The following is a 12911-nucleotide window of genomic DNA, read 5'->3' on the forward strand; positions in this document are numbered from 1 at the left end:
CGGGCCGGCGCGCGGCCTACCTGCCGCTGCAGGCCGCGGCCGGGCGCATGCGCGATGCGCTGGATGCGCTCGAGCGAGCGGCCGTGGTGGCGCTCGACGGCGTCGATGCGATTGCCGGCAACCGCGACGACGAGGTCGCATTGTTCGATTTCCACAACCGCGCGCGCACCGCCGGTGTGTCCTTGTTGTACGCAGGCAGGGCGGCGCCGGACGGCCTGGCGCTGGCCTTGCCGGACCTGCGCTCGCGCCTGTCGCAGTGCGCGCGGATCGTACTCACCCCGCTCGACGACGACGGCCGCCGCGAAGTGCTGCGCGAACGCGCGCGCCGCCGTGGCCTGTCGGTGGATCCGGCGGCGCTGGAGTGGCTGATGCGGCGCGTCGGCCGCGACCTGGGCGGATTGGCGCGGCTGTTCGATCGCCTGGACCAGGCGTCGCTTGCAGCGCAGCGCAGGCTCACGGTGCCGTTCCTGCGCGAGACGCTGCGCGAGGACTAGCCGCCGCGCTCCAACTCCGCGAGCCGTTGCGGGGTGCCCACGTCGGTCCACAGGCCGCGGTGGTGTTCGCCGGTGGCGGTGTCGCGCGCCATCGCCGCGCGCAGCAGCGGCGCCAGGCGGAACCGCGGCGGCTCGGCTTCGGCGCCGGGGGCATCGCCGATCACGCCGCGCCATCCGGCCAGCAGTGCCGCGCGATAGACACCGATGCCCGAGAACGTCAGCTTCGGTTCGCCTTCGGCGTGGACGCGGCCATCGCCGTCGAGCATGAAATCGCCTTGTGGATGGTGGGCGGGGTTGTCGACCAGCACCAGGTGCGCGTCGCCTTCCAGGGAACGTGGCAGTCGCGCGAAGTCGTAATTGCAGGCGATGTCGCCGTTGACCGCGATGAAGGGCGCGTCGCCGTCGCCGGCCAGCAGCGGCAGCGCATTGAGCATGCCGCCTCCGGTTTCCAGCGCCACCGGGCCCTCGTAGAGGAAATGCAGGCGCAGTCCCCAACGGCTGCCGTCGCCCAGGACCTGCGGGAACTGGTCGGCCAGCCAGCTGGTGTTGACCACGACGTCGCGCACGCCGATCGCGGCCAGCTTTTCCAGGTGCCATTCGATCAGCGGCTTGCCGCCGGCGACCAGCAACGGCTTGGGCGTGGTGTTGGTGAGCGGGCGCATGCGCTCGCCCAGGCCGGCGGCGAAGACCAGTGCCTTCATGCGCGTGCCGCCGCGAGCAACGGCCGGACCCGGGCTTCGATCAGTTCGCGCAGCGGCGCGAGCTCCGGATAGCGCGGCAGCACCGCGTCGAGGTAGGCGAAGAAGCGCGGCACGTCGGCCAGGTACTTCGACTTGCCGTCGCGATGGTGCAGCCGGGCGAAGATGCCGATCACCTTGAGGTGGCGCTGCACGCCGATCCAGTCCACGTCGCGGCGGAAACGCGGCAGTGGCGGCAGCGGCAGGCCCGCGGCGAGGGCTCGCGCGTGGTAGCGCTCCAGCCAGCCGTCGATGCGCGCCTGCGGCCAGCTGACGAACGCATCCTTGAACAGGCACAGCACGTCATAGGCGACCGGCCCGGCGACCGCGTCCTGGAAGTCGAGCACTGCCAGGCCATCGGCGGCCGCGTCGCCGCCCAGCGGCATGAGGTTGCGCGGCATGAAGTCGCGATGCACCAGCACCCGCGGTTGCGCGAGCGCCGCGTCGATGAGGCGTTGGTAGACCAGTTCCAGCGATTCCAGCGTGCCGCACTCGAGCGCGATTCCGAGGTGGCGGCCGAGGAACCATTCGTCGAACAGGCGCAGTTCGCGCGCCAGCATCGCTTCGTCGTAGGCGGGGAGGTCGGCCGGCGGCGTGATTGCCTGCAGTTCCAGCAGCTGGTCGATGGCGGCATCGAACAGCGCGTCGGCGTTGCCGTCGTCGATGACCTGCAGCAGGGTGCGGGTACCGAGGTCTTCGAGCAGCAGAAACCCGCGCCCGACGTCGCGCGCGAGCACGCGCGGCACGCGCACGCCGCCGGCTTCCAGCAGGTCGCGGATGCGCAGCCAGGGGCGCACGTCCTCGCGGTCGGGCGGTGAGTCCATGACGATGACGCTGTCGGGGGTGCCTTCGCTGCGCCAGTAGCTGCGGAAGCCGGCATCGACGGAGGCGCGCGAAAGGCGCGCGCCGGGCGCGTCGAGCGCCTCGCGCGTCCAAGCCAGGCGTTCGGCGGCGCGCGGGTCGGTGTGGTGGTCGGGTTGCATGGCGCACAGGTTAAACTGCCCGGCAGTCCGCAGGGAGATGGCCGTGGCCAAGCTGCAACCCGTGTTGCTCTCCGGTGGTTCCGGTACGCGGCTGTGGCCGCTGTCGCGCGAGGCCTATCCCAAGCAGTTCCTTCCACTGGCGGGCGCCGACACGATGCTGCAGGCGACCTGGCAACGGGTGGCCCCGCTGGCCGGCACCGCCGCGCCGATCGTGGTCGCCGGGGAAGACCACCGCTTCCTGGTCGCCGAACAATTGCGCCAGTCCGGCGGGATGCCTGCCGGTGCCGCACCCACGATCCTGCTCGAGCCGGTCGGTCGCAATACCGCGCCGGCGATCGCCGCCGCCGCGCTGCAGGCCATGGCCGGCGGCGAGGATCCGTTGCTGCTGGTCTTGCCTTCCGACCATGTCGTCGGCGACCCGGAGGCGTTCCGCGCGGCGGTGCGCACGGCCGCGGTCGCCGCCGAGGCCGGGGCGCTGGTGACCTTCGGCATCGTGCCGACGGCGGCGGAAACCGGGTTCGGTTACATCCATGCCGATATGGAGCGGGCTGAACCGGCCGACGGCGTGCGCAAGGTGCTGCGTTTCGTCGAGAAGCCCGACGAAGCCACCGCCCGCGGCTACCTGGAATCAGGCGGCTATTATTGGAACAGCGGCATGTTCCTGTTCCGCGCGTCGCGCTACCTGGAGGAGCTGGCGCGTTTCCGCAGCGACATCCTCGACGGGACGCGCGCCGCGTTCGGCGCGGCCAGGCGCGACGGCGACTTCGTCCGCCTGGATGCGGAAGCCTTCGCCGCCACGCCGGCCGAGTCGATCGACTACGCGGTGATGGAACGTACCGATGCGGCGATGGTGCTGCCGGTGGACATTGGCTGGAGCGACGTAGGCTCCTGGTCCGCGCTGTGGGACGTGGCCCGACGCGACGCCGACGGCAACGCGCACCACGGCGACGTGATCGCCGTGGACAGCCGCAACAGCTACGCCTGGTCGCGGCGCCTGGTGGCGCTGGTGGGCGTGGACGACGTGGTCGTGGTCGAGACCGATGACGCGGTGCTGGTGGCGCGCAAGGACAAGGTGCAGCAGGTCAAGGACGTCGTGGCGCGCCTGAAGGACGAGCAGCGCAGCCAGGCCGCCCTGCACCGCGAGGTGCACAGGCCGTGGGGCAGTTACGACTCGATCGACACCGGGCCGCGCTTCCAGGTCAAGCGGATCAAGGTCAAGCCCGGCGCCGCGCTCTCGCTGCAATCGCACACGCGTCGCGCCGAGCACTGGATCGTGGTCAGCGGCACCGCACGGGTGACCCGCGACCACGATGTGTTCGAACTGCACGCCAACCAGTCGACCTACATCCCGATCGGGGCGAAGCACAGGCTCGAGAACCCCGGCGACGAGGTCCTCGAGTTGATCGAGGTGCAGTCGGGCGATTACCTGGGCGAGGACGACATCGTCCGCTACGAGGACGTGTACGGCCGGACCTGAGTTACTCCGCCGCCGCGGTGCCGGCAGGCTCGACGAACTGCGCGAATACCGCGTCGATCTCGGCGTCGGCGACTTCCTTGCCTTCCTGGACGGCCGCGGCCTGCTCGAACAGCGGCATGATCATCGCCATGCCGTCGACTTCGGTCTTCAGGCGCAGCCCCGGCGGCTGCGACAGGAATGCGGCCCAGCGCTGGCGCACACGCGCCCAGTAGCCAGCCGTGGCCTTCCAGTAGTCGTAGGCCGGGGTAAAGTCGGTGTCGCTGCTGCGGATGTAGTCGTCGAAGCCGAACTCGCGCGCGATTTCCGCCTGGCTGCCGTCGGCGCTACGCCGGATCTTGGTGTTGAACTGCTCGTGGGTCCATCCCGCCGGAACGATGGTATGGCGGTTGACCACTTCCAGCGCGTTGTAGTCGCTGCGCTGGGTGTATTCGCGGCGCGGCAGCGGGCGCCAGCCGGTATCGCTGGTCCAGGTGGCGACGTCGCCTTCGAACTCCCACTTGCCGGTGCCGCAATAGCGCGGTGCGTCGCTGACTTCGTACACGCACTGGGTCCAGGCGCCGGCGGTTTCCTCGGGCGACAACGCGCGCACGGTCCAGGTCTGGTCGGCGCTGAACTCGAAACGCGACGGCGCCTCGTACTGCCAGTCCTGGCGCCAGTGCTTGGTCACGTGGCCGCTCTTCGGCGACACCAGGATGTGCTGCAGGACGATGCGGGTCGGGGAATCCTCGACCACGATCACTACCTCGTCGGCGCCGCTGCGCTTGGCCGGGTGGCGCTCGTAACCGGGCTGCAGCAGCACGGTCTCGTCGAAGGCGAAGCTGACGATGTGCTCGCCCTGCATTTTCAGGATCGCATCGTGGGCGCGTGCCACATCGCTTGCCCCGGCGGGCGCCGGTTCGGTGGCCATCGTCGCGGTAGAAAGCGTCGCGAGAGCCAGGGTCATCGCCAGCTTGTTCATTGCATCGTCTCCCCCGGCGTCGGCCGGATCAATGGGTATTGATAGTGGTTATCGTTGTCCAAGCCTTCGGCCCGGGCGAGGCGGCGCGCGGTCGCCTCGCCGAGCCGCGAAACAGGCGTCAGGGTCGCCGCCAGCAGCCCGGACGATGGCAGGTGGAAGCGCAGCAGGCTCGCCTGCCAGCGTTCGCCGCCCAGGCACTGCGCCAGCCGCGACCATAGACGTTGGGCGATGCCGTCGTCCGGTGCGCGGGCGGCTTGTGCCGGCAAGCCTTCCAGCAAGTATTCCCAGGCAAGGAAGTCGCTGTCCGGCAGCAGGTACAGGCGCCAGCAGCAATCGCCGGCGCGGTCGTAGAAGCAGATGCACTCGCGCAGGCACTCGCTGTCGATGTCGCAACAGGCCGACGCCCGCACCGCCGCGCGCCAGCCGTCCAGTTCGCCGCCGCGCTGCGGCCGGTACAGGCACAGGACCGGGCCGAGTGCGGCGAGCTGCGAGGGCGACGGCATCGCCATCGATCACCAGGCCACGGCGAAGTCCACGGAAACGTTGCGGCCCGGCGCGGAGTAGCGATCGAGCACGTTGCTCGTTCCGCTGGCGCCGAGCGGCAGGTCGCCGGCCAGGGTGTACTTCCTGTCGGCGAGGTTGAACACGCCGAAGGAAATGCGCGCTCCGGGCGTGACCTCGTAGTGCGCCAGCAGGTCGAAGACGCCATAGCCCGCCTGGCGATACAGTGCCGGATCGGAGACACGGTCCTTGCGCGCGGCGAAGCGGCCGGCCAGTTCCACTCCCCAGTCGCCGGCGTCGTAGGCCGCGCCCAGGGTCGCGGTAAGCGGATCGACGGAGTCCAGCGCCAGCCCGGTGTCGCGGTCCTCGCCGCGGGCGTATGCGGACGCGAAGCGCAGCGACCAGCCTTCGAGCGCGTCGTGTATCGCACCGAGGCTGGCGCCGGCCTTGAGTTCCGCGCCCCGAATTAGCACATTGGCGACGTTGCGCGACTGGAACACCATCAGTCCGTCGTCGTTGAAGCCGACGAAGGCGAACGACTCGATGAAGTCGTGATAACGGTTGTCGTATGCCGACAGGGTGGCCCAGGTCGCACTGCCGTTGAAGCGCAGGCCCAGCTCCAGGCCGTCGCTGGTTTCCGGCTTCAGGTTCGGGTTGGCGATGGCGGTGTAACCGAACATCACGTTGGTGAAACCGATGTTGACGTCGCCGTAGGGCGGGGCCCGAAAGCCGTGTGCGTAGCCGCCGTACACCGACCAGTCCGGGGCGAAGCGCCATACCGCTCCGAGCTTGGGCGATACGCTGTTGTCGGTCAGGCCCTCGACCGCGACGCCGGGGTTGTCCTCGGCGAAGATCGGGTCGGCTTCGGCATCGAGTTCGTAACGGTCGACGCGAACGGCCGGCACCAGCCTGAAGTCGCCATCCCGGAACTCGATCTCGTCCTGGATGTAGAAGGCCGCATTGGTGGTCTCGCTCACCGGGAAGTCGCGTACCGGGAACACGTCCGGCAGCATCGCGTTGCTGGTCGTCCCGGTGTCGAGGTTGTGGACGCGGCCATCGCGCTTCTGCGCGGTGCGGGTACGCGACAGGTCGATGCCGTAGGCCAGCGCGTGGCTGGCGCCGCCGGTTTCGAAGTCCTTGCGGAAGTTGGCCTGCAGGCCGTACGCGCGCTGGTCGAAGTCGAACTCGCGCTCGCGGCGCTCGTTGCGGCCGGTCGAAGTGCGGCGGACCTCGACGGTTTCCTGGACGGTTGCGCTGTCCTGGCGGTAGACCTGCCAGTCCAGGCTGTCGGCGAAGGCGAAGCCGGCGGCGTCCATCTCGTGCGCGAACGACACCCGCGCGCGCGACTGGTGGTCGTGGGCATCGAGCGAAAGGTTGTTCGCGCCGGTCAGCGCCTGCAGGCCGCGGCCGGTGAGCATGTCGGTATCGGCGGCCTGCTCGTTGCCTTCCACGGTCAGGCGGAAGCGCTGGTCGGCGGAAGGCGCGAAGACCAGCTTGGACACCAGGCTGCGGCCGTCGCGATCCTGCGGGTTCGGCTGCGTGCGCGTGGCGCCTTCGCCGCCGATCTCGCCCTGGTTCTCGGTTTCCTGGCCCTGGCGGTGGTTGACCACGGCCATGCCCGACCAGCGTTCGCCGCCGATCGCGACGGTGGCGCCGGTGGTCAACGCGTTCCAGCTGCTTTCCGTGCCCAGGCGCACGCCGACGTGGCTGTCCTTGCCGTCGGTGAGATAGTCGGAAGGATCCTTGGTGGTGAATGCCACGGTGCCGCCCAGTGCGTCGGAGCCATACAACGAACTTGCCGGGCCGCGCACGACCTCGGCCCGTTTGAGCGTGTCGACGTCAATGAAGTTGCGGTTGGCGTCGGAATAGCTGCCGATGGCCCAGGCGTCCGACACCGGGATGCCGTCGACCTGGATGCGCACGCGGTTGGCGTCGAGGCCGCGGATGCGGATGCTGCCGATGCCGAAGCGGCCGAAGCCCGAGGTGACGCTGATGCCGGGTTCGTAGCGGAACAGGCTGGCCAGGTCGTGGGCGAGCAACTGGTCCATGCGTTCGCGGTCGATCGCGTCGACGGTGGCGGGGACATCGGCCTCGGCACGCTCGGTGCGGGTCGCGACGACGACGACGCGCTTGAGGTCGGCAGCGGAATCGCTGTCGGCCCCTGCGTTGGCGGGTGCATCGGCGGCGGTGGCGGCGGCGGGCAGCGCCAGCAGCAGGGCAAGGGACAAGGGGTGCAGTCGCATCGGTCGGTCAGCTCGTTTGGGTGGTCGGCTGGCTGACCGATGGATCGGCTGGCTGGCGGGGGTTATGGGATGGCGGGGAGGCGGGCTACTTGGTCAGGATCAGCTTGTCGTTGCGGGTCAGGCGCAGCCGGTAGCACTCGCCGGCATGGCGGATCAGGACCTCGTTGCGCGCCTTCAGCAGCTCGCGGCTGTCGATTTCCGGCATTGCCGCCGGGTTCTTGGCGTCCCGGGCCTGGCGCCCGAGCGGGGAAACGGCATGGCTGGCCTGCATGGAAGTCCTCCCTGAAGATTGACAATGATAATCATTCTCATTGTCAGGTCAACCATCCGGGCCAAAAAAACGCCCCGCTGGGCGGGGCGTCGGACAGGGACACAAACCGCTAGCAGCAGCCGTGCTCGCCGCGTTCCTGGGTGCTGGGCATGGCCGCGCTGCCGCCGGTCTCGCCGCGCACGCTGGCCGCGTGGTGTTCGGCGATGACCCGCGCCACCGAGGCGGTGACCTTCTTGCCCATCGGGATGTGCAGGAACTCGTTGGGGCCGTGCGCGTTGGAATGCGGGCCGAGCACGCCGGTGATCATGAACTGCGCGGCGGGGAACTTTTCGCCGAGCATGCCCATGAACGGAATCGAGCCGCCTTCGCCCATGTACATCGCCGGCTTGCCGAAGAAATCCTGGCTGGCGGTGTCGATCGCGCGCTCGAGCCACGGCGCCAGCGCCGGTGCGTTCCAGCCGGTGGACGCCTTCTCCAGTTCCAGGGTGACCTGCGCGCCGTTCGGCGGGTTGTGGAGCAGGGCTTCCTTGAGCAGGTCGCCGGCGCGCTTGCCGTCCAGCGTCGGCGGCAGGCGCAGCGACAGCTTCACCGCGGTATGCGGGCGCAGCACGTTGCCGGCCGAAGCCAGCGGCGGGATGCCGTCCATGCCGGTGATCGAGAGCGCGGGCCGCCACGTGCGGTTGAGCACGAGCTCCGTCAGGTCCTCGTGCATGGGCTGCATGCCCGGCAGCAGCGGGAACTTGTCGTAGACCTCGGTGCCGAGCACTTCGGCCACCTTGGCCGCCTGGGTGGCGCGGTCGGCGGGAATGTCGGCATGCAGGCCGTCGACCAGGATGCGGCCGGTGTCCTCGTCCTCGATCCGCGACAACAGCTGGCGCAGCAGGCGGAAGCTGGACGGAACGATGCCGGAGGCGTCGCCGGAGTGCACGCCCTCGTCCAACACCTTGACGGTGAGGTTGCCGCCGGCCAGCCCGCGCAGCGAGGTGGTGCACCACAGCTGGTCGTAGTTGCCGCAACCCGAATCCAGGCACACCACGAGCGAAGGCATGCCGATGCGATCGGCGAGGTGGTCGACGTAGGCGGGCAGGTCGTAGCTGCCGGATTCCTCGCAGGCTTCGATCAGGATCACGCAGCGCGCGTGCGCGGCGCCCTGCTGCTGCAGCGCCATGATCGCGGCCAGCGAACCGAAGATCGCGTAACCGTCGTCGGCGCCGCCGCGACCATACAGGCGGTCGCCCTTGAGCACCGGCTTCCACGGCCCGAGGTCGTCGTCCCAGCCGGTCATCTCCGGCTGCTTGTCGAGGTGGCCGTAAAGCAGCACGCAGTCGTCGCCGGTTTCGGTGCCGCTGGCCGGCACTTCCAGGTAGATCAGCGGAGTGCGGCCTTGCAGGCGCACGACCTCGACCACCAGGCCCGGGATCGGCTGCGCCTTCGCCCAGGTCTCCATCAGCTTCACCGCCGCGTCCATGTGGCCGTGTGCGACCCATTCGGTATCGAACATCGGCGACTTGTTGGGGATGCGGATGTACTCGACCAGCTGCGGCACGATGTCCTGGTCCCACTTCTCCGACACGAACGCGTCGATGCGGGCTGGATCGAATCCCCCCTGGGGAGCGTGGCTGGCTGGCATGGGCATGGGTCCCGTTGTTCGAATGTCCCCGCAATTCTACGCCCCGCTGGTGAAAGCGGCTTTTTCCTACGGGGTCGTGCGCGGTTTGGCGATGGGCCCCGGCCGGGGCGCTCCGGACACTGCATCCACCGCTGGCGTCCGCCAGCCGGACAGCCATCCAGAGGAGACCGCCATGAAGACCTTCACCGCCATTCCGCGCTCGCTGACCCTGGGCATGCTGCTCGCGGCAGCCACCCTGTTCGGGACCGCCGCCGCCGCCGACCGGATCGACATCAATACCGCCGACGCCGCGACCATCGATGCCGGCCTGGTGAACATCGGCCGGGCGAAGGCGGAGGCCATCGTCGCCTACCGCGAGCAGCACGGCGCATTCAAGACGCCCGAGCAGCTCGCCCAGGTCAAGGGCATCGGCCTGAAGACCGTGGAGAAGAACCGCGACCGCCTGGAGTTCGGTCCCGGCAAGCCGGCTTCGGCGCCGAAGGCTGCTGCCAGGAAGTGAGCGCCATCCGGCTGGTCCATGCCACGCTTACACTGGGGCCATGGGCCAGCCGACATGAACCAGCCGGATACCGCCAACGCGTCAGCCCACGTGCGCATCCTGCGGGGGCAGGACTATCGCCGCGAACGCTGGCGCAACGGCGCAGGCTGGACGCGCCAGGTCCATGCCGAACCCGCCGCCGATGGCAGCGCGGAGTGGGACTGGCGCCTGTCCATCGCCGAGATCGATGCCGATGCACCGTTCTCCGCATTCCCCGGCGTGGACCGCGTGCTGGTGCTGCTGCATGGCAACGGCATGCGCCTGCGTTTCGACGACGGCGAAGTCCATGAGTTGCTGCCGCCGCACGACCGCCTGCGCTTCGCCGGCGAGCGTGCGCTGGTCGGCGAACTCGTCGACGGTCCGACGCGCGACTTCAACCTGATGTGGCGTCGCGATGCCATCGATGCGTCGCTGTGGCATCGCCCGCTGGTCGGCTCCATGCTGGTGTTCGTCGACCCGGGCGAGACCTGGGCGCTGCACGTGCTGGCCGGGCAGGCGCGGATCGACGGAGTGGCCGATGCGGAATCGCTTGCGGCCGGCGACAGCGCGTTGCTGCGCGCCGGCGATGCCCGCCGCCGTTACCTGCTCGACGGCGGCGGCGAGTTGCTGGTGATGCGGCTGGCGCCGCGCACGCCGGCTCAGTAGACGTCGCGGCGGTAGCGGCCGTCTGCAGCCATCGCCTCGAGGGTGTCGCGTCCCAGGATCCGTTCCAGCACCGCATCGACGCCGGGCGCCATACCACGCAGGCTGCCGCAGACATAGATCGCCGCGCCGTCGCCGACCCAGCGCCGCACCTGTTCGGCCGCTTCCTCCAGCACGTGCTGCACGTAGCGGCGTTGCGGCTGGTCGCGCGAGAACACCAGGTCCAGGCGTTGCAACGCGCCGCCCTGTTGCCAGGCCTGCAGCTCGTCGATGTGGAAGCGGTCGTGCGCCGCGCTGCGCTCGCCGTACAGCAGCCAGTTGCGGGCATGGCCCGAGGCGATGCGCGCCTTGAGCAGTGCGCGCAGACCCGCAAGGCCGGTGCCGTTGCCGACCATCAGCACGGGGCGGTCGTCCGCGGGGACGTGGAAACCGGGGTTCGGGCGCACGCGCAGGTCGACGCAACCACCGACCTCGACGCCGTCCAGCAACCAGCCGCTGCCCAGGCCCGGGCGGCCATCGGGGCGGAACATGCGGCGCACGATCAGTTGCAGGCTGCCGTCGCCGGGCACCGAGGCGATCGAATACTCGCGGCTCGGCAGCGGGGTGGCGGCCGGATCGTCCGCGGCCACCGGTCGCGGCCCGATTTCCGCCACGTCGCCTGCCTCCCACTGCAGGTCCGCCGGATCTTCCGGCACCAGGGCGAGGTGCCAGGCCTCGCCGCCGGCGCTTCCCGGATTGAGCAGGCGGCGGTCGACCAGCCGCCAGCGACGGTATTCGGGCGGGCGCCAGTCCGGGATATCGGTGCGGTCGCCGAGCAGCGCAAGCTGGTGCTGCCAGTGGCGCAGTGCGGCCGGATCCTCGTTGTCGACATCGACCCGGTCGAACAGCGGTTGCGCGCCGGCATGGCGCAGGCGCTGGTCGAGCTCGCGGCCGAAGCCGCAGAAACTATCGCCGTAGTCGCTGTCGCCCAGTGCCAGCACGCCGTATTCGAGTCCGTGCAGCGCCGGATTGGAGTCGCGCAACTTGCGCGCGAACGCGCGTGCCGGATCGGGGGCTTCGCCGTCGCCATAGGTCGCGACCACGAACAGCAGGCGCGGGTGCAGCGCCAGGTCCGCCGGTGCAATGGTGCCAAGCGCACGCGCCTCGGCGGGGCAACCGGCTTCGCGCAAGGTGCCCGCGGTACGCAGCGCCAGTGCTTCGGCGGTCCCGGTCTGGCTCGCATGCAAGACCAGCAGGGGCACGGCGGTGGCCGGTTGCGGCGCAGCCTGCGGCAACGTGTCAGCGGTGCCCGCCGCGGCCGTCCTGACCGCGCGCTTGCGACGCCGCCGGTCGAGGTAGAGCATCCAGCCGGTGATCGCGAACAGCGGCATCGCGAAGCTGGCCAGCATGAAGACGACGACGCCGCCGGTGCCGAAGAAGCTGCCGCGGTGCAGGGCGAACATGCTCGCGCCGATCTTCTGCCGCCAGCTGCCGTCGTCGTAACGTTCGTGCGTGACCGGTTCCAGGGTCCAGCGATCGAAGGCCAGTTCGTTGCGTGCGCGCTCGTGCGCCGGATCCGCATCCAGGTAACGCACGCTCGCCGGCTTGTCGCCCTTGGGCACCGACAGGGTCGCGCTGCTCCAGGCCGGCGCGGCGCGTTCGAACGCCTGCCATGTGGCATCGAAGTCGAAGGACGGGGGTGTGCCGCGATCGGTGGCATCGGCCTGCGCCGGACGTTCGCCGCGTGGCGCGCCGGCAGCGGCCCAGTTGTTGACCGCTTCCCGGTACCAGCCGTACGACCACCACAGCCCGGTCAGCGACATCACCAGGTAGGTCAGCAGCACCCAGGTGCCCACCACCGAATGCAGGTGCCAAAGGAAGTTGCGCCCCTTCTGCCGCCAGTCCAGGGCGAACCAGGTGCGCAGGCTGCCCCAGCGCCGGGGCCAGCGCAGGTACAGGCCGGACAGGCAGAAGAAGACCAGGATCACCGTCGACGCGCCGACGATCTGCTTGCCGGCGTCGTCGGCGACCAGCCAGCGGTGCAGGCGCATGGTGGTGCGGAAGAACTCCTGGTGGCGGGGTTCGCCGAGCAGTTCGCCGGTATAGGGATCGGCGTGCACGCGCGGGCCGCGACGCCCGCCGTCCTTCGGCGCCAGGCCGACGACGACCGCGTCGCGAGGGTCGGCGGACAGCTGCAGCGATGCGATCTCCTCGCCGGGCCGCTGTTCCTGCACGCGTGCCACCAGCGCGCCGGGAGGCAAGGCCTCGCCGCGCGGTTGCACGGTCATGACACCCGGATTGAGCGCCTTGAGCAATTCATCCTCGAAACTGAGGATGCCGCCGGTCACGCCGACGATGGCCAGGACGATGCCGGCGGTGATGCCGAAGAACCAGTGGAGCTGGAAGACCGCGTTGCGAAATGTGGTGGTCATGCGTGGGCCGGGGGAAGGGCGGGCGG

At 69.8% G+C, this 12911-nt stretch carries 12 protein-coding genes; 4 read left to right on the plus strand and 8 right to left on the minus strand.

The window, feature by feature from the left end; genetic code table 11:
• Positions 1–494: DnaA regulatory inactivator Hda (locus tag QAA18_RS05480; protein WP_279411703.1), on the plus strand; the 494-nt coding region annotated here is incomplete at its 5' end.
• Here QAA18_RS05480 and murU read toward each other — a convergent pair.
• Both murU and QAA18_RS05490 read right to left on the minus strand, forming a co-directional pair.
• On the minus strand, positions 491–1195 hold the full coding sequence (murU, locus tag QAA18_RS05485) for an N-acetylmuramate alpha-1-phosphate uridylyltransferase MurU (RefSeq protein ID WP_279411705.1): 705 nt from the start codon (positions 1193–1195) through the stop codon (positions 491–493). The two genes, QAA18_RS05480 and murU, sit on opposite strands and share 4 nt — an antisense overlap.
• Positions 1192–2214: a phosphotransferase gene (locus QAA18_RS05490; protein WP_279411707.1), complete on the minus strand. Its 1023-nt coding sequence runs from the start codon at positions 2212–2214 to the stop codon at positions 1192–1194. The genes murU and QAA18_RS05490 overlap by 4 nt, the downstream gene beginning before the upstream one ends.
• A gap of 43 nt (positions 2215–2257) precedes the next feature.
• Between QAA18_RS05490 and QAA18_RS05495 the strand changes: the two genes are divergently transcribed.
• Complete coding sequence (locus tag QAA18_RS05495; RefSeq protein ID WP_279411708.1) at positions 2258–3691, plus strand: mannose-1-phosphate guanylyltransferase/mannose-6-phosphate isomerase; 1434 nt, start codon at positions 2258–2260, stop codon at positions 3689–3691.
• Position 3692: 1 nt separating this feature from the next.
• Here QAA18_RS05495 and QAA18_RS05500 read toward each other — a convergent pair whose 3' ends face one another.
• The 5 genes from QAA18_RS05500 to QAA18_RS05520 form a co-directional block, all read right to left on the minus strand.
• Entirely contained in the window at positions 3693–4598 is a 906-nt protein-coding gene (locus QAA18_RS05500) for a DUF6607 family protein (RefSeq protein ID WP_279411747.1), read from the minus strand.
• Positions 4599–4645: 47 nt separating this feature from the next.
• Positions 4646–5158: a Hemin transport protein gene (locus QAA18_RS05505; RefSeq protein ID WP_279411709.1), complete on the minus strand. Its 513-nt coding sequence runs from the start codon at positions 5156–5158 to the stop codon at positions 4646–4648.
• Positions 5159–5161: 3 nt separating this feature from the next.
• Complete coding sequence (locus QAA18_RS05510) at positions 5162–7393, minus strand: TonB-dependent hemoglobin/transferrin/lactoferrin family receptor (RefSeq protein ID WP_279411710.1); 2232 nt, start codon at positions 7391–7393, stop codon at positions 5162–5164.
• Positions 7394–7478: 85 nt separating this feature from the next.
• Positions 7479–7664: a hemin uptake protein HemP gene (locus QAA18_RS12905; RefSeq protein WP_343226742.1), complete on the minus strand. Its 186-nt coding sequence runs from the start codon at positions 7662–7664 to the stop codon at positions 7479–7481.
• A 109-nt stretch (positions 7665–7773) separates the two neighbouring features.
• Entirely contained in the window at positions 7774–9294 is a 1521-nt protein-coding gene (locus QAA18_RS05520) for a M20 family metallopeptidase (RefSeq protein WP_279411711.1), read from the minus strand.
• A gap of 172 nt (positions 9295–9466) precedes the next feature.
• On the opposite strand from QAA18_RS05520, the gene QAA18_RS05525 reads away from it, so the two are divergent.
• Together QAA18_RS05525 and QAA18_RS05530 are read left to right on the plus strand one after the other, a co-directional pair.
• Positions 9467–9793, plus strand: a complete 327-nt coding sequence (locus QAA18_RS05525; protein WP_279411712.1) for a ComEA family DNA-binding protein — start codon at positions 9467–9469, stop codon at positions 9791–9793.
• A 54-nt stretch (positions 9794–9847) separates the two neighbouring features.
• On the plus strand, positions 9848–10477 hold the full coding sequence (locus tag QAA18_RS05530) for a HutD family protein (protein ID WP_279411713.1): 630 nt from the start codon (positions 9848–9850) through the stop codon (positions 10475–10477).
• On the opposite strand, the gene QAA18_RS05535 is transcribed toward QAA18_RS05530, so the two are convergent.
• The gene (locus QAA18_RS05535; RefSeq protein ID WP_279411715.1) at positions 10471–12885 is read right to left on the minus strand and encodes a sulfite reductase flavoprotein subunit alpha; all 2415 of its coding nucleotides are present in this window, start codon (positions 12883–12885) and stop codon (positions 10471–10473) included. The genes QAA18_RS05530 and QAA18_RS05535 overlap by 7 nt on opposite strands.
• Between the last annotated feature and the right edge of the window lie 26 nt (positions 12886–12911).

Origin of the sequence: Luteimonas sp. 8-5 (genome assembly GCF_029763755.1) — a bacterium.
In the GTDB taxonomy this organism is placed as follows: Bacteria; Pseudomonadota; Gammaproteobacteria; order Xanthomonadales; family Xanthomonadaceae; genus Cognatiluteimonas.

Coding starts and splice junctions, on each gene's coding strand:
- murU (WP_279411705.1), bottom strand. CDS start 1,195: ATGAAGGCACTGGTCTTCGCCGCCGGCCTGGGCGAGCGCATGCGCCCG.
- QAA18_RS05490 (WP_279411707.1), bottom strand. CDS start 2,214: ATGCAACCCGACCACCACACCGACCCGCGCGCCGCCGAACGCCTGGCT.
- QAA18_RS05500 (WP_279411747.1), bottom strand. CDS start 4,598: ATGGCCACCGAACCGGCGCCCGCCGGGGCAAGCGATGTGGCACGCGCC.
- QAA18_RS05505 (WP_279411709.1), bottom strand. CDS start 5,158: ATGGCGATGCCGTCGCCCTCGCAGCTCGCCGCACTCGGCCCGGTCCTG.
- QAA18_RS05510 (WP_279411710.1), bottom strand. CDS start 7,393: ATGCGACTGCACCCCTTGTCCCTTGCCCTGCTGCTGGCGCTGCCCGCC.
- QAA18_RS12905 (WP_343226742.1), bottom strand. CDS start 7,664: ATGCAGGCCAGCCATGCCGTTTCCCCGCTCGGGCGCCAGGCCCGGGAC.
- QAA18_RS05520 (WP_279411711.1), bottom strand. CDS start 9,294: ATGCCAGCCAGCCACGCTCCCCAGGGGGGATTCGATCCAGCCCGCATC.
- QAA18_RS05525 (WP_279411712.1), top strand. CDS start 9,467: ATGAAGACCTTCACCGCCATTCCGCGCTCGCTGACCCTGGGCATGCTG.
- QAA18_RS05530 (WP_279411713.1), top strand. CDS start 9,848: ATGAACCAGCCGGATACCGCCAACGCGTCAGCCCACGTGCGCATCCTG.
- QAA18_RS05535 (WP_279411715.1), bottom strand. CDS start 12,885: ATGACCACCACATTTCGCAACGCGGTCTTCCAGCTCCACTGGTTCTTC.